Raw genomic sequence first — 21,037 nt, 5'->3', positions numbered from 1 at the left:
TATTTGAGTGAATAGCCTGTTTTCTTTTTCACTATAAGCCGCGGTAGAATCTATGTTAGATAAAATGGCGTTCTTTATTTATGTCGTACGCACAGGTTCGATCTCAGCGGCGGCCCGAAAACTGAATATCTCCGTTTCCGCAGGAAGCCGATGGTTACAAGAGCTGGAGCAAAAGTTTGGCTTGCCCCTATATCGACGTAATAACCGCCTGTTGAAACCCACACCCGCGGGTCAAAAACTCTTCGACGATTTTTCCATTATTGTCGATCGTTCGGAAGCCGTGGTGCGTAGCATGCAAGATTATCAACAATACGATAAAGGCCATATCGATATTATCTGCACACCCGTCTTTGCTAACCATTTCTTAATGGAAAAAATAAGCCAATACTTAACGTCTAACCCGAACGTGACGTTCAATCTCAACATCACCCCTTGGGCGCTCGATCATGCTGCTGACAGTGATATCACCATCAGCGCCAATGCCTCCTATCAGGGTTACCGAGAGCGCGATCTGCATTTGGTACGCCGCGAAATCATGCAAAGTCCATTTGTCGTTGTCGCTTCACCGGACTACCTGACAAAACATATGACCCCCGCCGCTCCTTGTGAGTTAACCAACCACCAATGTCTATTTGCCACCACCCTGACTGGCAGCAATGACTGGGTGTTTCATCAAAATAATGAATGCCAGATAGTAAAGGTGCCTAAGTCACTTGAGGTCAACGATAGCGACCTATTGTTGCAGGCAACATTAAACGGGGCAGGTATTGCCTACTTGCCATTATTTTTGGTCGACGATTACATTAAGCGTGGCGAAATCATCCCCATTTTGGAGGATTTTGATACCAGTGTTTGGAGCTTAAATGTTTATTATCAGCCACCTGCTACGGCGTCAGCCGTCGCCATCCACTTTAAAGAGTTTCTGTTAGCGTAGCGGTTAAAAGCAACTCGTTTAACAAGGTCAATCAATACCTCGAGTGTCACCGAGCATATTAGCGACACCACATTTCTCAGCACATCGCCCTTCCTCGCTCGCGATTTTCTATTGTGAGTAATCACAAGTTTGCAATGAATCCATGTGTACATGCATTCATTTGCGTTATAACAAGCTAACGTTCACAACCGATGAGATAACGATCATGGAAAATACTTTTGAGCACAAAATGCCAAATAAAGACGGGTATTTCGGCGAATATGGGGGAAGTTTTATTCCACCTCAGCTTCAAGAAATTATGGATGAGATTAGTGCAGCCTACGATGAATGTCGCCAAGATCCGGCTTTCAAGGCCGAGTTGGCCCGCCTTTATAAGCATTTTGTTGGTCGCCCAAGTCCTATTTTCCATGCTCAAAATCTCTCACAGAAATACGGCGCTGATATTTACTTAAAGCGTGAAGATTTGAACCACACTGGCGCTCACAAGATCAACCATTGTTTGGGCGAAGCCTTAATCGCCAAAAAGCTGGGTAAGAAGAAACTGATTGCAGAAACAGGCGCAGGACAACATGGTGTTGCCTTGGCGACGGCAGCTGCATTAGTCGGACTTGAGTGTGATATTTATATGGGCGAAGTGGATATCGCTAAAGAGCACCCAAATGTGGTACGGATGCGTATTTTAGGAGCAAACGTCATCCCCGCCACTCATGGTCGTAAAACATTAAAAGAGGCGGTAGATGCCGCATTTGAAGCTTATTTATCAGATCCACACACTCAACTCTACGCAATTGGTTCCGTGGTTGGCCCCCACCCCTTCCCTGCGATGGTTCGCGATTTCCAATCCATTATTGGTAACGAGGCTCGTATCCAGTTTCAAGAGATGACCAATACCTTACCTAACAATCTTGTTGCCTGCGTTGGAGGTGGGTCTAACGCCATGGGACTCTTTAGCGCCTTCTTAGAAGACGACCAAGTCGCCATCTATGGTGTTGAACCATCCGGTCGCGATTTGCATTCCGTTGGTGAGCATGCGGCCACGCTGACACTCGGTGAGCCTGGAGTCATGCACGGTTTCAAGTCTTATATGCTGACGGACAAAAACGGCGAACCGCAAGAAGTTTACTCCGTTGCAAGTGGGTTAGATTATCCGTCGGTTGGGCCACAACATGCCTACCTAAAAGATTCTGGGCGAGTGAATTATGGCCACATCAACGATCAAGAAGCCATCGATGCATTCTTTGAACTATCTCGACTAGAAGGCATCATCCCAGCCATCGAGTCCGCTCATGCGGTGGCCTATGCTATTAAGCTAGCTCAACTAGGTGAAAAAGGATCGATATTGCTTAACTTGTCTGGCCGTGGTGACAAAGACATCGATTTTGTCGTTGAAAACTATGGCAGCGACTACGGAATAGAGACATTAGTTTAACGCGACACGCAGACTAAAACCCCTTTCACTGGCGATGCTAAGTTCTAGCTTCGCCAGCAGTACCTTTCTCAGTAAGTGATAATATCAATATTAACTCCATTCATAGTACAAACATTTAGAATAATCATCTTGTCAATGTGATTTTTTGGATATAAAAGCGAAAATGTAGAAATTAATTCCATAAAACACGCAACCCATTCGCCTCACTTATTTTATGACGCTAAATTACTGGCTAACGTTTGCACGTGCGAACGTAACGAAAGTAAAGATCCGCGCAGCAGTACGTCCAAACCATTTACAAGAGATGTACCGTTAAAATTATAAGAGAAGGGAATAGTATGAAGAATTCAAAAGTTCTTTTACCAGTGGTTGCTATCGGGCTTGCAATGAGCCCACAGGTTTTTAGCCATGGCTATGTATCAGCCATTGAAAATGGTATTGCGGAAGCCAGGGGGACATTATGTAAATTCCCCGCCAGCACGGGTGAAAAAAATACGGGTTGTGGTTCAGTACAGTGGGAACCACAAAGTATTGAAGGACCTGAAGGTTTTCCTCAAGGCGGGCCTGTAGATGGGCAAATTGCTAGCGCTGGGCTCACTCAATTTTCCCCACTCAACGAACAAACAGCTGACCGCTGGGTCAAACGCCCTATTACCTCTGGGATGCAAAATTTTGAATGGACGTTTACCGCAAACCACGTCACTAGGGACTGGAAATACTATATTACGAAGCCAGATTGGAACCCTAATCAAGCACTCACTCGCGACTCGTTGGATTTGACTCCTTTCTGTGTCGTTAACGGTAATATGGAAAAACCACCTAAACTGATGTCACACCAATGCCAAGTGCCGGAACGTAGTGGTTATCAAGTCATTCTTGCTGTCTGGGATGTGGGCGATACCGCTGCCGCTTTCTACAATGTTATTGATGTCGAGTTTAGTGGCGAAAACCCTGGTATTCCGGGTTGGACACCAGCTGGTAGCATCAACCCGACAATGGATCTTAATACTGGTGATTCTGTCTATACTCGTGTGTTTGATAACAATGGCGAGTTACCACACCTTTCCACCAGCATTACGATTGAAAGCGCTGACCAAGGCCAAGCTAATCAATGGGCTCATGCTCTTGCGACTAAAATCAATAGCGATCGCACCGATATTAAAGCGGGCTCCATGGACAGTCAGGGAAATGCCACGCCTATTTACGGAGCAAACCCTCTGTATGTCGCTGAAAATAGTGCTTTAGAGCGCGTGGAAATTGGCTATGACATCGTAACGCCTCCACCTGTGATTGGTGTCGACATTTCTGGACTACAACCAGAATATATTCTATCGGATTCCCCCGTAGAGCTCGCACTGGTCATCTCGGCAACGGGTAACGTTAAAGTTGAAATGGACGTCTACAACCACGGCCAAGAATCGCTTGCTAACCAGAAGGTTACACTAGCAGATGGTGAATCAAAAAATGTCAGCCTGCTATTGTCTAAATCCGAGCCGGGGCATCACATGCTTGTGACTCGCGTAAAAGATGAAAATGATAACCTGATTGATCAAACAACGCGTGATTTCATGTTAGTCGATGCAACTGAGCCTGGCGATTACGATTTCGTTTTCCCAAATAGCTTGTCTCAATACACAGAAGGGACGAAGGTATTAGCGACGGATGGTCAGATTTATCAATGTAAACCTTTCCCATATTCAGGCTACTGTATTCAGTGGTCACCCACTGCAACGCAGTATGAACCGGGTGTGGGCAGCCATTGGACATCAGCATGGACTAAGCTGAACTAATAATCGTCATTCGTATTATCAGGCACCTTATTGTTCCAACAAGGTGCCTTTTTTGTTACTAGGACAAATGACGTTAAGTTAGATCAGCGCGCTTGTTCAAACATATCAACATAGAAATCGCTCGCTAGATCAATCATATCGCACCTATGCCTCTACAAGCATAACAATAGAAATGACCATTCCACCACTCAATCTCACTAGCAATCCTTTGCTTTAGATAAAAACATCATAAAGTAAACAAATTGAATAGTTTTTTAATGACTCATGAGAATACTAATGAATTGTTTTAAATAACAAAAATATCATAAAGCCATATTTATTGTATTCTTCGCTCAAAAACTCTACTTGACTCTAAAAGTTACATCTCCATAATGCACGCCGTTTGCGCGAAATAAGCAGGCATTCCGTAAGGAATTTGACTTAAGTATTTTGATTTAACGAGAGGTAAAAAATGGCTGCGGATAATAACTACAGTCTTGGACCGGTTCCCACATCGGCTAGGAAAGGGGTAGCGTCACTCACTATGGTGATGCTGGGACTGACATTTTTTTCCGCAAGTATGTGGACAGGTGGTTCCCTCGGTACCGGACTCTCTTTTAATGACTTCTTCCTCGCGGTTCTCATCGGCAACTTAATCCTCGGCATCTATACTTCTTTTCTTGGTTACATCGGCTCTTCTACTGGCCTCTCTACACACCTTCTTGCTCGTTTCTCTTTTGGTTCTAAAGGCTCATGGCTTCCATCAATTTTACTTGGCGGCACTCAAGTAGGCTGGTTTGGTGTTGGCGTGGCGATGTTTGCTATTCCAGTACAAAAAGCCACAGGCATTGATACCAATACGCTAATTATCGTCAGTGGCCTACTAATGACGGCGACTGTTTACTTTGGCATTTCTGCCTTGATGGTACTTTCTACTATCGCGGTGCCTGCTATTGCTATACTCGGTGGTTACTCTGTATTCACAGCGGTTGATAGCGTTGGCGGTGTCGCCGAGCTACAAAAAATACAACCATCCGAACCCATAGACTTTTCAGTCGCACTTGCGATGGTCGTTGGTTCCTTTGTCAGCGCAGGTACGCTCACTGCCGATTTCGTTCGTTTTGGTAAGAAACCAAAAGGCGCGGTGTTTATTACCATGACGGCCTTTTTTATTGGTAACTCACTGATGTTTATCTTCGGCGCAGCTGGTGCGGCAGTAACGGGTCAATCTGATATTTCTGAAGTGATGATTGCACAGGGCTTACTACTGCCTGCTATCATTGTGCTTGGTTTGAACATTTGGACCACCAACGATAACGCGCTTTACGCGTCTGGTTTAGGTTTCTCCAATGTAACGGGACTGCCAAGCAAATACATCTCTATGGCTAACGGTGTCGTAGGCACACTCTGCGCACTGTGGTTATACAACAACTTTGTTGGTTGGTTGACGTTCCTATCCATTGCGATTCCTCCTATCGGCGGCGTTATCATTGCGGATTTCATTGCGAATCGTAAAAAGTATCAGCATTTTGAAACTACTCAATTCCAAACGGTGAACTGGGCAGGTATTATTGCGGTCGCGTTGGGTGTAGCGGCAGGACACTTCTTACCAGGTGTGGTTCCAGTGAATGCCGTACTCGGTGGTGCTTTGAGCTATCTTGTATTAAACCCAATGCTCAATAAAAACAGTGCAGCACTTGCTAGCGCTGATACTCAATAATTAGGAAGTGCCAGTTATGTCATCTCTACTCATTCAAAATACCGCGATTGATCAACGAGAAGGTCGCTTTGACATTCTTGTTGAAAACGGCGTGTTCACGGCAATCGAGGCCGCAGGCTCACAACCAATGCAGGCTGATCGCGTCATCAATGCTGACGGACACATGGCCGTCGCACCATTTTGTGAACCTCATATCCATTTAGATACCACGCAAACGGCTGGAGAGCCGAGTTGGAACATTTCTGGAACACTATTTGAAGGCATTGAGCGCTGGTCAGAGCGTAAAGCATTACTGTCTATTGAAGACGTTAAAAAGCGCGCTAAGCAGACGCTAAAATGGCAAATCGCCAATGGTGTCCAACATGTTCGTACCCACGTTGATGTCTCTGATCCAACACTCATTGCGCTTAAAGCTATGGTGGAAGTACGCGAAGAAATGAAACCGTGGGTCGACATTCAAATCGTTGCGTTCCCACAAGAAGGCATTTTGTCTTATCCCAACGGTAAAGCACTACTCGAACAAGCGGTTCAGCTTGGCGCAGATGTGATTGGTGCGATTCCACACTTCGAATTCACGCGCGAATACGGTATCGAATCACTGCACTACGTATTTGAGCTTGCCAACAAGTACAATTGCTTGATTGACGTCCACTGTGATGAGATTGACGACGAGCAGTCACGCTTTGTTGAAACACTCGCGGCACTGGCACACAAATATGAAATGGGTGACAAGGTCACAGCCAGCCACACCACAGCCATGCATTCATACAATGGTGCGTATGCTTCACGCCTATTCCGTCTTTTAAAAATGTCGGGTATCAGCTTTGTTGCTAACCCGTTGGTGAACATTCACCTGCAAGGTCGTTTTGATGACTACCCGAAACGTCGTGGTGTCACACGCGTAAAAGAAATGCTTGCTGCTGATATTAACGTCTGCTTTGGTCATGATGATGTCTTTGACCCTTGGTATCCATTAGGTACAGCAAACATGCTACAAGTACTGCACATGGGCCTGCATGTCTGCCAAGTCATGGGTTATGATCAAATCAATCAATCGTTGGATTTGATCAGTACCAATTCAGCTAAGACCCTCAATATCCAGGCCACGCATGGATTAGACTTGGGTAAAGACGGAAGCTTATTGCTTCTGCCTGCCGACAATGGATTTGATGCCGTTCGACGCCAAGTACCTAGTCAGTTACTCAATCCGCAAGGGTGAGATTATTGCCACAACGAAACCTGCACAAACGCAGATTCACTTAGATGCGGTTGAAGACGTCACATTTAAGCGCTAGCCCGAAGGACATCCCCCTTCATATCGGCTTCTACCCAGGGCAACAATTGTATAATTGTTGCCCTGTTTTGTGCTCGTCGTCATGAGAATTTCATTTAATCGCCCAATTGCTGTGCTAAACTAATTTTGCTCTGGTGTTCAGAGTTATTTAACGTAAGAGTAAAAAGAGTGCGAGTTGTATTGTCAGATAGTTCCATATGCGAGTATTTGTCATTCGTTTTATCCATTTACGCCTCGATTAAATAAACAGAACCACTAAGCAAGACAGCCGCAAGGCGAGCGTTTTAATCTGAAAGGTAAGGGACAAAAAATGTCTAACACAAGTACTGGCAAAGTAAAATGGTTCAATGAAGAAAAGGGTTACGGATTCATCGAGCAAGAAAATGGCGGAGCAGACGTATTCGTTCACTTCCGTGCTATTTCTGGTGACGGATTCAAAACTCTAAAAGAAGGCCAAGCGGTCACTTTCGAAGTTGAACAAGGTCAAAAAGGCCCACAAGCGACTAACGTTGTTCCTCAATAACAGCGCGCTAAAAATTTCTAGGCTTCGAGTAATCGAGGCCTTTTTTATACCCGCTCGTTAGCAAAACAACCACTAACCCATTAAAAACAAGTGGTTAGCCAATTACACTCGCTTAATCTCTCCAACTTCCATCGTTTGGAAGCCCCCCATATCAGACGTTCAAAGACCTCATCAACCAACGCATAATCAAGGACATACCAGCCCCCTCTCACGACAATAATTCTCTATCGAATCGATAAAAATCTTTCATTAGACTCAGGCGCCTTTTTATCCGTTAATGCGTCCGACTCTAGAGGGCGTTTTCTCCACAACTTTGCCCTGCTAAGAGGTGTTTCGTGACCATCAAGGACGACAATCACGGGGTGTAATTTTTCAGGTTAACGCTAATATTCATTATCCAATCGAGAAAGATTAGTAAAACCTATTGCTTTGGTAATATAAGCCGTGACTAACACTTCCAAACTTGACCATGTTCGTGCTAACTACAATGTGCAACATTGGAGCCAAAACTTCTTCGGTATCAATGATGATGGCGACGTTTACGTCTCACCACGTCAAGATGCTCAACATCATATTCCCTTAACTCGTATCGCTCAGGCTTTGGAAGATAAAGGTCTCACACTTCCGGCGTTGGTGCGCTTTCCGCAAATTATTCACCAACGTGTCCACGGTATCTGTGACGCTTTTAACCAAGCAATTAATGATTACGGTTATCAAAATGATTACTTGCTGGTTTACCCAATTAAAGTAAACCAACAAAAAGATGTGGTTGAGCAAATCCTAGCAAGCCAAGCTGAAGCAGAAACTAAGCAGCTCGGCCTAGAAGCCTACAGCAAACCCGAACTACTTGCCGTGCTTGCAATGGCGCAACGTGCAAGCTCTGTCATCGTCTGTAACGGCTATAAAGACCGTGAGTACATTCGTTTGGCACTCATTGGTGAGAAGCTAGGGCACAAAGTCTTTATCGTGTTAGAAAAGCTGTCAGAGCTTGATACGGTATTAAGAGAGGCCCGTAGCCTCAATGTTAAGCCACGCATTGGCTTACGTATTCGCTTAGCGTCTCAAGGTGCAGGAAAATGGCAATCAAGTGGCGGTGATAAATCTAAATTTGGTTTGTCCGCTTCGCAAGTGCTACAAGTCGTTGAGCGCCTAAAGCAAGAAGATCAATTGGATATGCTGCAACTTGTGCATTTCCACTTGGGCTCGCAAATGGCGAATATTCGTGACGTACGTAATGGTGTGAACGAATCGGCTCGCTTTTACTGCGAGTTGCGTAAAATGTCTGTGCCGATTGCCTACTTTGATGTAGGTGGTGGCCTAGCGGTTGATTACGATGGTACTCGCAGCCAATCAAGCAGCTCTATGAACTACGGGCTGGCTGAATATGCTCGTAACATTGTTAGCACGGTAGGTGACGTCTGTGCGCTGTATGACGAAAAAGCGCTTAGTGATCATTTCAGAATCTGGCCGTTCATTAACCGCGCATCACGCTGTGCTTATCACCAATGTTATTGGTACTGAAAGCTATGCCAGCGAGCAAGTGGATGCGCCGTCTGAGGAAGCGCCGATTTTACTGCAAAACATGTGGCAGAACTGGCAAAACCTAAAATCGGGAACCGATGCTCGTGCGTTGATCGAAATTTATAACGATACGCAAAGCGATCTATCAGAAGCTCAAACCCTGTTCGCAACAGGTGTGGTGGATTTGCACCAAAGAGCATGGGTAGAGCAATTGAGCTTAACCATTTATGGCGAATTGCATCGTCAGATGGACAACAAAAACCGTTTCCACCGTCCAATTCTTGACGAATTGAACGAGCGATTGGCCGATAAGTTCTTTGTGAATTTCTCGCTGTTCCAATCATTACCCGATGCATGGGGTATTGAGCAGGTATTCCCTGTTCTTCCATTATCTGGTTTAGACAGAGAAGACCAAACTCGAGCCATTATGCTTGATATTACTTGTGATTCAGACGGTACCATTGAGCAGTATGTTGATGGGCAAGGTATTGAATCCACATTACTGGCTTCCTGCATGGAACAAGGATCAACCCTACTTAATGGGCTTCTTCCTTGTTGGCGCTTACCAAGAAATTTTGGGCGACATGCACAATTTATTTGGTGATACACACAGTGCAGTGGTGAATGTCACAGATAGTGGTGATATTGATTTCGCAACCATCGATCTTGGTGATACGGTGGAAGACATGATGCGTTATGTGCACATTGACGTTGATGCTATTCGTAGTAACTATAGAGAACTGGTTGAGCGTCATATTCATACTGACGAGCAAGCGCTTATTTTAGAAGAGTTAGAGTATGGCCTAATCCGATTATACCTATCTAGAGGATTTATAAATGAATGATTTGTTTACAAAAACTGATTATTCTCTGTATTCGAATGCGATGACATTTGTCCGCCGTCCTTACGTGAGAAACCCGATTGGAACCGACGCTGATGTGGTGGTTCTAGGTGTACCACTCGACATGGCGACCTCTGGCCGTCCCGGCGCGCGTTTAGGCCCAGATGCTATCCGACGTGCGTCTGTCAATCTTGCGTGGGAAGGGAAAAAGTTCCCTTGGACATTTAACGTATTTGATAAACTCAAAGTCATCGACTCAGGTGATCTGGTTTTTGACTGTGGTGATGCTGAAGATTTTACGTATCGTTTAGAAGCCGCGACAAGCGACATCTTAAAAAATGGCAAAACCATGCTCGCACTTGGTGGTGATCACTTCATTACGCTGCCAATTTTACGTGCTTATGCAAAACACCACGGTGAAATGGCGTTGATTCATTTTGACGCTCATACCGATACTTATGCGAATGGCAGCAGCTACGATCACGGGACGATGTTTTATCATGCGCCAAAAGAAGGCCTGATCTCACCGAAGCACTCGGTTCAGGTTGGGATTCGCACGGAATATGACTACGACGATCATGGTTTCAACGTCATTAATGCCATGCAAGCTAATGATATGAGTGTCGAAGAAATCGTGGCGCAGATTAAAGCCATCACAGGTGATAAACCGGTTTATATCACGTTTGATATTGATTGCTTAGATCCCGCCTTTGCTCCGGGTACCGGCACCCCAGTTTGTGGTGGCCTTAACTCTGATAAAGTGTTGAAAATTATCCGTGGTTTAGCCTAGGTATGAACGTAGTTGGCATGGATGTGGTTGAAGTATCGCCTCCGTACGACCAGAGCGATCTTACTGCATTAGCCGGGGCGACTATTGCTCTTGAGTTACTGTACGTATTGGCGTCAAAACCAACGGTTGCCGATTAAAGCGACGCACTCGAAGCTAAGCGCGATGATAAGAATCTAAGCCCGATGATAAGAAGCTAACTCTGGTCATTAAAGTCGATAGCTAGCATTCATCAACAACCCAGATCACAAAAAGGGGGGATTCTCAATGAATCCCCCTTTTTTCATTAGCCCAGTTAACCTAATAGGCTAACGCTTTTAATCGAATATCGCTTTTAATAGACTGAGTGCGTTTTTCAACAAACTAAGGCGCATTCCACCAGCGGATGTTCGCTAATACCATCGCAAATCGTGTGTCGGCTAACAACATAAATGGCGTATCAAGTTGGCTTAATTCCACCCCGTTGTTAATAAATTCTTCGCTTGAAACCGTGACGGTCACAAACTCATCAAGAGTTTGCAGTTGCTCCGTAATATCAATTTTCACAACACTCGCCACTAAGCCATGTTCTTGTCGATATTGCACTGCTACATACACGCTACCGACTGGGCACTCGCTAACCTTAACGTCAAAACTCAAACCACCTTTTGAATGTGCAAAACGACTGAAGTCTTCGGTTTCCCCATCCGTTGTTGCAATGAACACTGACGCGCCAGCCGCTTTGAATTGAAGGCTTACTGCATCTTGCTGTTGCTGGTAGTTATAGGGTTTAGTCTCGATCGATGCAAAGCTCATTGGATTATTCCGAGACACTTCAACTCCATTTTCACCGGGTGCTTGGGCAACAAGTAACTGAAAATCACCAATCGTTGAGCGAACACCATACAACTCTATTGCCGGAGGTACACTGCCTTCAGAGGAACCATCACTCGTATCGAGATCAAGCTGATCCAGATCGCGCTGCTGTAATAACGAGGAATAATTCAACCCGTAACCATACTTAAACAATGGCGCATGCTCCCCATGAGGATCTTGCTCATGCTCTGATACTTGGTAATTGGGGATGTGCGGAGGAATTCGATTCACGGTCGCACTCTGTTTTTTATTTGGCCAGCTATAAGACAGCTTACCTTGGAAGTCATAACGTGGGCGTCTCTCTTCATCCCCGACCAATACATCGGTAATGCCCTCGCCTTCACTACCAGGAAGCCAAGCAGCAACGAATGCGTCAGACATCGCTATTTCTTCGTTAAGATACAAAGGACGACCACTGTAGAACACCGTAATAACTTTGGCGCCCGCTGCATGTAAGCGATGTATTTTCTCAACATCTTTGCGATAACTGCGCTTCAACTGGGCGAATTCTAGGGTTTGCCACGCTTTAATATCGCCCATCATTTCCGCGTAGGGATCTTCACCAATCACCACAATCGCGATATCACCTGGCTTTACTTCTTCTTTGAGCGCTGGGTCAAACGTGACATTATGCTCTCCGAGTTCAGCCACTAACGCCATTTTCAGTGTCGTCGCTCCAGGAAAGTCTTCTAACGTGTTTTCATCACCCTGCCACGTCAGATTCCAACCACCCGATTGTTTTTGAAGATCATCGGCGGCGCTGCCTGTTATCAGCACTTTCTGATTGTTACTCAGTGGCAGTATTTGATTCTTATTTTTCAATAACACTAAAGATTTACGTACGGCTTCACGAGCCACCTCTCGGTGTGCCCGTGCACCCAGCAAACTTTGGTTACCAGCAAGCACGCGCTGACTAGGCGCGGGTTTCGTCCATAATCCTGCTCTCATTTTCACTCTCAAAATCCGCGTTACGGCGTCATCAATACGTGCCATTGAGATAACGCCAGAGTGAATATCCGCTAATGCCGAGCGATACACTTCAATCCAGTGTTCATGAACCGGTACCATTAAAATGTCGTTACCAGCATTAATCGCATACGTAGCGTTACCGTCTGTGCATTTATTAATTTCCGCATGACCATGCCAATCGGTCACAATCAATCCGTCAAAGCCCATTTTGTCTTTAAGTACATCGTTTAAAAGATACTTGCTGCCATGAATTTTATAGTTGTATGCATCACCCTCTCCAGTGATATCACTGTGTGGAGAATGATCATAGTTAGCCGGATTTTCCCAAGTGTTAAATGACGACATAACCACTTGTGCCCCAGCCTCTAAGCCACTGAAATAGCCCATTGCATGAATGTTACGCAGCAGATCTTCGGAGTAGGCGTTCACCCCACGATCGACTCCGGCCTGAGTTCCGCCATCCCCTACCCAATGTTTTACATTAGAGATGACTTTATACTCACTTTTCAGTTCATTCTGGTCACCTTGTAAGCCAATCACCATTTGTGACGCGTAAGCGTAAGTGATCTCAGGATCTTCAGAATAGCCTTCATATACTCTGCCCCAGCGAAGATCTCTAGGTGTCGCTACGGTCGGAGCGAATGTCCAATCTAAGCCCGTTGCCGCGACTTCCAATGCGGTAATTTTTCCGATTCGACGAATTAATTCAGGATCTCGCGCCGCGCCAAGTCCAATATTATGGGGAAATACCGTCGCGCTATACGCATTATTATGACCGTGCACGGCATCTGTTGCCCACATAAATGGTATGCGAAATGGTCGGTCTGCGAATGCCTCTTCCGTTGCGTGCCAAAATTCATCGGCTTTATCCGCCCAATCTTGCGCTAAAGAGCGTTTATTCTCATTTGGCCACGCGCCGCCTCCATTTAGGATAGAGCCAAGTTTATATTGTTTCGCTTCTTCAGGTGTGACGCCTCGAAGATCAGGTTGTATCATCTGACCCAGTTTTTCTTCTGCCGTCATCAAAGCAACAATACGGACAATTTCCTTCTCAATCGTAGGATCTTTTTTAATAGAAGAGTTGATGGTAGGCCAGTCTGAGAAATACGGCGTGATTGTTGTCATTTGAAATGTCCTAAGGATGTGATACCGGAGGTATAAATAAGATGCCAATGCACGCTCTCGCAGAGGCGTTAGAGGTGAAGGTGCACTGAACTCAAAATGTTCCGTGATGATATAAGCGAACGAGAGACTCATTCGTGACCTAAATCACAGGGTATACGCCCCTCTCAGGGTAGGTAGCAAAACTCAGAAACATTCCACAATACCTTCAGATGCTATGAAACTTATCTATCCAGCTTCATTTATATCATTACTTATCAGTTATTTACCATGAAACTTACTAATAAACCTTTAAGTATGAACATTCACATGGCCAATATTTGCGCACAACATTCTGTACATCTTGATTTAGCTAATTAATGACCATTAGTAATTAGCTTAACTTAGCTTAGTTTAACTTAACTTAACTTAACTTAACTTAGCTTAGCTTAGCTTAGCTTAGCTTAGCGCAATGCTACTCGTGCTGTCTCGAACCACAATCGACACGGGGGGAATGTCATAGTCCGGCCTATTACCACTGATAAGATCCAACAGATAACGAATCGCGATCTCGCCCATCTGTGCAAACGGCTGACGCATCGTCGACAACCTTGGGATATAAAAGTCGCCGATAGGCAAGTCATCAAAACCGATAACTGACACATCCTCAGGCACACGTAACCCCTTTCGGTGCAAGGCTTGAATAACACCAAATGCAGAGAGATCATTTGCGGCAAACACGGCGGTGAACTCAGCACCAGATTCAATTTTTTCAATCGTTCTCTGACACGCTTCGTCTGGTTCGAAATTCGCTGAAATCCATGTGGGCTCGCCACTTGGCAACCCAGCCGCTGTCATTGCCCTTTTAAAGCCTGCTAATCGCTGCTCTGTTTCAATATTACCTCTCGCGCCCATAGCATGAAAAATTTTGCTATGCCCTAGTTGCAACAGATGATTCGTGGCAAGATACGCGCCAATTTCATTATCAACGTTAATCATAGGCAGCAATCCAGAGCCACTGCGACACATCAGAAGTCGCCGCGTATGTCTGCGGTCACCTGAGCGATTTCACTCTCAACCAATTCACCACCAATAATAATCACACCATCTACCTGGCGGCTGACCAGATCATTCAGCTCACTGCGCTCTCGAGCGATGTCCCAATTCGTGGTCTCGATAATAAGGTCATAACTGTGCTTGTGCATCTGCTCATCCATACCAAGTAAAATCCGGCTGACGTATGGCGCATCAAATGATGGGACAATCACACCTATCGTCATATTCCTTTTCGTATCTGGCTCGCCTTTACGAGATTTATGCTTAAACCCCGTTTCAAATATCGCCAACTCGATGGCATCTACTTTGTCTTTCGCGATAAAAGACGTACGGTTTAGATAGCGTGAAACAGTGCTTGCTGACACGCCTGCCCGTTTGGCGACGTCATAGATGGTGGCTTTTTGAGCTGACATTTTTTGAGCTGACATTGGTGGTGTGGATTCTCTTATTATTCCCTGTTGAGTCATAACATTACGAATTTCGAACCAATAAGAAAAGGGAAACCTCATATTTTGTATTCATAGGTAAGCCGACAGAGTATCGGGTAAGGAACATAAGCATTATGGTATATCGTGTTCTGTGCGAAAATGCCTCGTTACCGTGATATTCACCCTATAACTCAGTCAATTAATGAGCAATCAGTGCGGCTATATAATTAATCACTATAACCACCGAAATAAAGATGATAAGTTTATGTAACAATAATTAACAAGGAGTTCGTTATGCGTTCTAAATTCGCAGTGGTATGTGCATTAGGGTTAGCGGCTATTTTAGCGGGATGCGCGGCACCCAATGAGAACCGTAACAATCAAGAAATTGGCAACAAAATGGAAGCAGAGGCGAAACAAGAAAAACAGATCTGCACAGCGCTAGGTGACATCAACTGCGCTCAGCAGTAATCTTTTCGGCGGACCAAATACTCTTTTCGATGCAGCAAATAAATAGACAGCGTAAAGGTTAAGCAAACCGCTACGCTGTTTTTTATGTCAGGACATGCCGCCCTTCGAGACTGATTCAATAGGCCAATTAATCCGAAGTGTGACGTATCGTCATCGTTCTCGGAATCAACTCAATACCAGGGTTGTAGCGCTTAGCCGCAGCATTCAAGGCTAGTTCCATCGCGCTATCACAAATAAGGTCAAACTGTTGCGGAGAGGAATTGACTTTGAAAGGAAGGAAATCCAATAGTCGATTATCACCAAAGGTCGCCAACTTCACTTTGCTCATCAGCTCGGGCCTTTCTAAGAAAACATCCAAAACGCCCTCAAGCAAAGTGTACGACATTGTCACAATCGAGTCTGGTAGTTGGTCAGCGTCGAGCCACTTTTCCAACAAACGTTTACCTTCTTCACGATTAAAGTGCTCACCATAAGCCACCACAGAATGTGTTGTCACCAATTTAGCCGCGGCTTCAAAACCTAACTGACGTTCACGAGAGATGTTGAGTGAAGGTAGTGCACCAATTAACCCTATACTGGTGGTCGTTTCATCCAATACTGAAGACGTCAAATTAAACGCAGCACCAAAGTCTTCACTGATCACGCAACTAAAATGCTCATCATCTAACGAGCGATCTATCGCAATAACTAAGCGTCCCCCGTTGCTGAATTGGAAGATAGTGGTCACTGGCTTCAGTGATGGCACTGGCAACGAATAACGCATCAATTCGACGCGACACTAATGCCTCTGCGACCCGTTTTTCCGTTTCTGGATCATCATCTGAGCAACCAATTAAAATTTGGAATCCCGCCTTCCGAGAGTTTTGCTCTAGGAGCTTAGCAATTCTCGCGTAACTGGAGTTTTCAAGATCCGGGATAATAAGACCAAATGAACGGCTATGTCCTGCCCGCAGCGACGAGGCTGCGTGATCGGGGCGATAATTATGGGCCTCGACGACTGCCATCACCTTTTTTTGGGTTTTTTCAGAAATCCGATATTTCTGTGCTTTCCCGTTAATCACATAACTTGCTGTGGTCTTTGATACCCCGGCAAGCTTTGCTATTTCATCCAAAGTCATATCTCGATCCTTTCTGTGCGATGGATCATATAAATGAATTCCAACCATACTGACAAGTTGAATTATATGCTGAATCGGTTCAGTATAAAAGCTGAAAGGATTCAGCAAAGTTCACACTTTTGAAAACTGGCCTATATTTATAGTGATACATCGTCGATAGGACATCGCTACAGCAAAGCCAACACACAAAATTTGGTTTGCTGAATTTTTTTGAAATTTTGCTGAATCGATTCAGTTTTATGTCAGTCATTAACTGAATCGGTTCAAAAACAAGAATAACATGGGTAAGCGAACATGCTTCAATTAAACAGCGACAACATTAAACTTAATCAATCGTCAAACGACAAACTGAACGCCATTAAAGTAATCGCAGCCGACCTAACGGCAAAAGGGCTCGTTCAAGAAGGTTACGTCGACGGTATGCTGAATCGTGAAGGTCAGAACTCTACCTTTCTAGGTAATGGCATTGCGATCCCTCACGGCACGACAGATACCCGTGATCTTGTGAAAATGACGGGCGTTGCCGTGCATCACTTCCCTAACGGTGTGGATTGGGGCAATGGCAATATCGCTTATATCGCCATTGGTATTGCGGCTAAATCAGATGAACACTTGGGCATTTTGAAACAACTCACTAAAGTGCTGTCAGCCGACGGCGTTGAGAAAAAACTGAAACAAGCAAAAACCGAACAAGAGATCATGGCGCTATTGAATGGCGAAGTGCAACTTGAAGCCGATTTTGATGCTTCATTGATCCAACTTAATTTCCCTGCAAGTGACATGCTTCAAATGGCTGCCGTTGCGGGTGGTTTACTTAAAAACACCGGAGGTACTGGCGCGGAGTTTGTTGCGGACCTTGTGACCAAGTCTCCTACTCACCTTGGTAACGGTTTGTGGCTTGTCAGCAGCGACAAAGCCGTTACCCGCACAGGGATGGCTTTTGTCTCAACCATCAACCAATGTGAACTTGATGGCACGCCAGTCCAAGCGTTGATTGCTTTCGCTGCGTGCAACAACGCTCACGAAGCCATGCTTAGTAAAATTACTGAACTCGTATTTAAGCAAGAGCAAAGCAAACTGTTGTCACTTTCCACAGAACAACTTTTGGCTTTCTTTACGGGTGAACAAACCGCCACAGCTGAAACGCAAAACGATAACGTAGCGGTGTTCAAAATCAAAAATGCTCATGGTTTACATGCTCGCCCAGGCGCAATGTTAGTTGCTGAAGCGAAGAAGTTTGACTCCACCATTCAAGTATCCAATCTAAATGGCGACGGTAAAGTGGTCAACGCAAAAAGCCTAATGAAAGTGATTGCTCTGGGAGTTAAGCACGGTCATGAGTTGCAATTTAGCGCGGACGGCGCAGATGCACAGCAAGCACTAGAGGCGATTGGCAAAGCCATCAACTCAGGTCTTGGTGAAGGGTAAGGATTGATTATGAACACTCAATTAGATACCTCACTAACAAATAAAGTCGTCACGATTACCCTCAACCCAGCATTGGATCTCACCAAGCAGCTTAGACAAGCTCAATCAAGGTTCGGTCAGCTTAGTGAACGAAGGTTCCCTGCACGCCGCTGGTAAAGGGGTAAACGTTGCCAAAGTATTATCCGACTTAGGCGCAGACGTCACTGTTACGGGCTTTCTAGGGACAGATAATCAAGAGCTGTTTTGCCAGCTGTTTGATGAACTCAACGCCAAAGATGAATTCATCCGTGTTTCGGGTTCCACACGAATTAACGTCAAACTTGTTGAAAGTAACGGTGACGTCAATGATATCAATTTTCCTGGTGTACTGGTGGACGCACAAGCCATCACTCAGTTTGAAGCGACGCTAGAACAATTGATGCTCACTCATGATTACTTTGTCTTTGCTTAGGTAGCTTACCTCGTGGAATTAGCGCAGAACAGTGTGCGAAGTGGATCGAACAACTACAAAACAACGGCAAACGTGTTCTGTTTGATAGCAGCCGCGATGCCTTAACCCAAGGTCTAGATTCTAAGCCTTGGTTAATAAAACCCAATGACGAAGAACTCTCGCAATTTGTCGGGCGTGAACTCACCACTCAAGAACAATGCTTGGAAGCGGCAGAAACGCTTTCAGATAAAGGCATCGACAATATCGTTGTCTCGATGGGTGCAGAGGGCGTTCTATGGTTACACGATAATCAATGGCTTCAAGCTAAGCCGCCCAAAATGCACGTAGTTAGCACCGTAGGTGCTGGCGATACTTTGGTTGCGGGGCTCTGCTGGGGTCACATGCAAGCCATGCCAAAACTAGAATTACTCTCCTTTGCTACTGCCCTTTCCGCTCTGGCCGTTGGTCAGGTTGGCGTTGGTGTGCCAAGTAAAGAAGACGTTGTATCCCTACAAAAACAAATACAGTCACAAGCGCTAAATCGTTAAGCATCTGTATTGATGACTCTGATTTAACACGACAAAATGGACATAAAGGTCGAACCTATGAAAATTTCAATTATTACCGCCTGCCCTAGCGGGGTAGCAAACAGTATTATTGCCGCCGGATTACTTGATCAGGCCGCCAAAGCACTCGGCCACGATGCCCGCGTTGAATGCCACTCTAGTGTTGTTGAGACTCAAGTATTAACTGAGGCACAAATCGCAGAGTCTGACGCTATTATCATTGCAGCAAACGCGCCCGTTGATACGCAGCGTCTAATTGGTAAACGTGTTTATCAAGCCAGTATTTCTGAGTGCACGAGTGACCCTAAAGCGTTTTTAAGCAAAGCGATCAGTGATGCTCAACCATTAAGCCAAGAAGCCGTACTCACCATTTCGTCTACCGAGCCTGTGAATAACGACAGTCTGGCTACCACGAAAAAAATTGTCGCTATCACGGCTTGCCCGACTGGTGTCGCGCATACGTTCATGGCAGCAGAAGCACTGGAAAACGAAGCAAAACGCCTTGGTCATCAAATTAAAGTGGAAACACGCGGATCAGTAGGCGCAAAAAATCAGCTAACGGATCAAGATATCGCCGATGCTGATCTTGTTATCATCGCAGCCGACATTGAAGTGCCTCTGGATCGTTTTAACGGTAAAAACATGTACAAGACCAGCACAGGTCTTGCATTGAAAAAAACCGAACAAGAGATCAACAAGGCATTTTCTGAAGCCTCTCCTTATGCTCACACAGGTGGAAATAATCAAGCACCCGCAACCGAAGAGAAAAAAGGCGTTTATAAGCACCTAATGACCAAGTGTATCTCACATGCTTCCTGTAGTGGTTGCTGGTGGTTTGATTATCGCCCTTTCGTTCGTATTTGGTATTGAAGCCTTTAAAGAAGAAGGGTCTCTACCTGCCGCGCTTATGACCATAGGTGGTGGCAGCGCGTTTGCACTAATGATTCCTGTTCTTGCTGGTTTCATTGCCTTTTCCATTGCTGACCGTCCAGGTCTTGCACCCGGTCTGATTGGCGGCATGCTAGCAAGCTCGACTGGTGCTGGCTTCTTAGGTGGTATCGTGGTAGGTTTCCTAGCGGGTTATTCAGCCAAGCTTATTGCCGATAAAGTCCAGTTGCCACAATCAATGGAAGCGCTCAAGCCGATCTTGATCATTCCGTTTATTGCCAGCTTATTTACTGGTCTTGTGATGGTATACATCGTGGGTGGTCCTGTGGCTGGCATTATGTCGGCAATGACGGATTTCCTAAATAACATGGGCTCTGCGAATGCGGTTCTGCTAGGTGTTATTTTGGGTTGTATGATGTGTTTCGACCTTGGTGGCCCAGTCAACAAAGCAGCGTATACCTTTGGTGTTGGTCTACTGGCTTCTCAAACTTATGCTCCTATGGCCGCTATCATGGCCGCTGGTATGGTTCCGGCGCTGGGTATGGGCCTTGCCACTTTCCTTGCTAAGGATAAATTTGAAGCAGGCGAACGTGAAGCAGGCAAAGCCTCTTTCGTATTGGGCATGTGCTTTATTTCTGAAGGCGCCATTCCATTTGCAGCGAAAGATCCAATGCGTGTGATCCCTTCATGTATGGCTGGTGGCGCGCTAACGGGTGCACTATCTATGCTAGTAGGCGCAAAACTGATGGCACCACACGGTGGTCTGTTCGTACTACTTATTCCTGGTGCAATTTCTCCTGTACTGATGTATTTAGTTGCTATCGCCGCTGGTACTGCAGTCACAGGCTTTACTTACGCGTTCTTGAAGCGTCGTGCAGAAGCCGCGCAAGTTGCTGGCGCTTAATTGA

Annotated in this window: 10 protein-coding genes and 7 pseudogenes; 13 read left to right on the top strand and 4 right to left on the bottom strand. The window is 45.4% G+C overall.

Annotated elements, in window-relative coordinates; genetic code table 11:
• The first annotated feature begins 52 nt into the window (after nt 1-52).
• The 8 genes and pseudogenes from AC0L66_RS21995 to speB all read left to right on the top strand — a co-directional run bounded on the left by AC0L66_RS21995 (nt 53) and on the right by speB (nt 10,959).
• Nucleotides 53-934, top strand: a complete 882-nt coding sequence (locus tag AC0L66_RS21995; RefSeq protein WP_265676825.1) for a LysR family transcriptional regulator — start codon at nt 53-55, stop codon at nt 932-934.
• A 205-nt stretch (nt 935-1,139) separates the two neighbouring features.
• A complete protein-coding gene (gene trpB, locus AC0L66_RS21990; RefSeq protein ID WP_473569384.1) occupies nt 1,140-2,363 on the top strand; it encodes a tryptophan synthase subunit beta in 1,224 nt (407 codons plus the stop codon).
• 338 nt (nt 2,364-2,701) lie between these two features.
• Nucleotides 2,702-4,153: an N-acetylglucosamine-binding protein GbpA gene (gene gbpA / locus AC0L66_RS21985; RefSeq protein WP_265676827.1), complete on the top strand. Its 1,452-nt coding sequence runs from the start codon at nt 2,702-2,704 to the stop codon at nt 4,151-4,153.
• A 451-nt stretch (nt 4,154-4,604) separates the two neighbouring features.
• A complete protein-coding gene (codB, locus tag AC0L66_RS21980) occupies nt 4,605-5,852 on the top strand; it encodes a cytosine permease (RefSeq protein WP_265676828.1) in 1,248 nt (415 codons plus the stop codon).
• A 16-nt stretch (nt 5,853-5,868) separates the two neighbouring features.
• Nucleotides 5,869-7,147: pseudogene (locus tag AC0L66_RS21975) on the top strand (cytosine deaminase).
• A gap of 309 nt (nt 7,148-7,456) precedes the next feature.
• Complete coding sequence (gene cspE / locus AC0L66_RS21970; RefSeq protein WP_265676830.1) at nt 7,457-7,669, top strand: transcription antiterminator/RNA stability regulator CspE; 213 nt, start codon at nt 7,457-7,459, stop codon at nt 7,667-7,669.
• A gap of 444 nt (nt 7,670-8,113) precedes the next feature.
• Nucleotides 8,114-10,027 (top strand): annotated as a pseudogene (gene speA / locus AC0L66_RS21965) (biosynthetic arginine decarboxylase).
• Nucleotides 10,028-10,959: pseudogene (gene speB, locus AC0L66_RS21960) on the top strand (agmatinase).
• 223 nt (nt 10,960-11,182) lie between these two features.
• Here the strand turns inward: speB and AC0L66_RS21955 are convergent.
• The 3 genes from AC0L66_RS21955 to AC0L66_RS21945 all read right to left on the bottom strand — a co-directional run bounded on the left by AC0L66_RS21955 (nt 11,183) and on the right by AC0L66_RS21945 (nt 15,228).
• Nucleotides 11,183-13,768, bottom strand: a complete 2,586-nt coding sequence (locus tag AC0L66_RS21955; RefSeq protein ID WP_473569381.1) for a glycoside hydrolase family 3 protein — start codon at nt 13,766-13,768, stop codon at nt 11,183-11,185.
• 435 nt (nt 13,769-14,203) lie between these two features.
• Nucleotides 14,204-14,743 (bottom strand): substrate-binding domain-containing protein, encoded by a 540-nt coding sequence (locus tag AC0L66_RS21950; RefSeq protein WP_473569380.1) that lies wholly within the window; start codon nt 14,741-14,743, stop codon nt 14,204-14,206.
• Between the two features lie 29 nt (nt 14,744-14,772).
• Nucleotides 14,773-15,228, bottom strand: a complete 456-nt coding sequence (locus AC0L66_RS21945; RefSeq protein ID WP_473569378.1) for a LacI family DNA-binding transcriptional regulator — start codon at nt 15,226-15,228, stop codon at nt 14,773-14,775.
• Nucleotides 15,229-15,522: 294 nt separating this feature from the next.
• Between AC0L66_RS21945 and AC0L66_RS21940 the strand changes: the two genes are divergently transcribed.
• Complete coding sequence (locus AC0L66_RS21940; protein ID WP_265676835.1) at nt 15,523-15,699, top strand: hypothetical protein; 177 nt, start codon at nt 15,523-15,525, stop codon at nt 15,697-15,699.
• Nucleotides 15,700-15,826: 127 nt separating this feature from the next.
• Here AC0L66_RS21940 and cra read toward each other — a convergent pair.
• Nucleotides 15,827-16,817, bottom strand: a pseudogene (gene cra, locus AC0L66_RS21935) (catabolite repressor/activator).
• Nucleotides 16,818-17,111: 294 nt separating this feature from the next.
• On the opposite strand from cra, the gene fruB reads away from it, so the two are divergent.
• From fruB to fruA, 4 genes and pseudogenes are all read left to right on the top strand, one after another.
• A complete protein-coding gene (fruB, locus tag AC0L66_RS21930) occupies nt 17,112-18,245 on the top strand; it encodes a fused PTS fructose transporter subunit IIA/HPr protein (RefSeq protein WP_473569376.1) in 1,134 nt (377 codons plus the stop codon).
• A 9-nt stretch (nt 18,246-18,254) separates the two neighbouring features.
• Nucleotides 18,255-19,223: pseudogene (gene pfkB / locus AC0L66_RS21925) on the top strand (1-phosphofructokinase).
• A 57-nt stretch (nt 19,224-19,280) separates the two neighbouring features.
• Nucleotides 19,281-19,575: pseudogene (locus AC0L66_RS21920) on the top strand (PTS fructose transporter subunit IIB); the annotation flags it as partial.
• A gap of 74 nt (nt 19,576-19,649) precedes the next feature.
• Nucleotides 19,650-21,033, top strand: a pseudogene (gene fruA, locus AC0L66_RS21915) (PTS fructose transporter subunit IIBC); the annotation flags it as partial.
• Between the last annotated feature and the right edge of the window lie 4 nt (nt 21,034-21,037).

It is taken from the genome of Vibrio sp. GJ43-1 (assembly GCF_055808835.1).
The sequence above is the reverse complement of the archived record's forward strand: the minus strand, read 5'-3'. Positions and strand labels throughout refer to the sequence as shown.

Bases quoted from the DNA above. Each gene is read 5' to 3' on its own strand.
- AC0L66_RS21995 (WP_265676825.1), top strand. From the start codon at position 53: ATGTTAGATAAAATGGCGTTCTTTATTTATGTCGTACGCACAGGTTCG.
- trpB (WP_473569384.1), top strand. From the start codon at position 1,140: ATGGAAAATACTTTTGAGCACAAAATGCCAAATAAAGACGGGTATTTC.
- gbpA (WP_265676827.1), top strand. From the start codon at position 2,702: ATGAAGAATTCAAAAGTTCTTTTACCAGTGGTTGCTATCGGGCTTGCA.
- codB (WP_265676828.1), top strand. From the start codon at position 4,605: ATGGCTGCGGATAATAACTACAGTCTTGGACCGGTTCCCACATCGGCT.
- cspE (WP_265676830.1), top strand. From the start codon at position 7,457: ATGTCTAACACAAGTACTGGCAAAGTAAAATGGTTCAATGAAGAAAAG.
- AC0L66_RS21955 (WP_473569381.1), bottom strand. From the start codon at position 13,768: ATGACAACAATCACGCCGTATTTCTCAGACTGGCCTACCATCAACTCT.
- AC0L66_RS21950 (WP_473569380.1), bottom strand. From the start codon at position 14,743: ATGATTAACGTTGATAATGAAATTGGCGCGTATCTTGCCACGAATCAT.
- AC0L66_RS21945 (WP_473569378.1), bottom strand. From the start codon at position 15,228: ATGTCAGCTCAAAAAATGTCAGCTCAAAAAGCCACCATCTATGACGTC.
- AC0L66_RS21940 (WP_265676835.1), top strand. From the start codon at position 15,523: ATGCGTTCTAAATTCGCAGTGGTATGTGCATTAGGGTTAGCGGCTATT.
- fruB (WP_473569376.1), top strand. From the start codon at position 17,112: ATGCTTCAATTAAACAGCGACAACATTAAACTTAATCAATCGTCAAAC.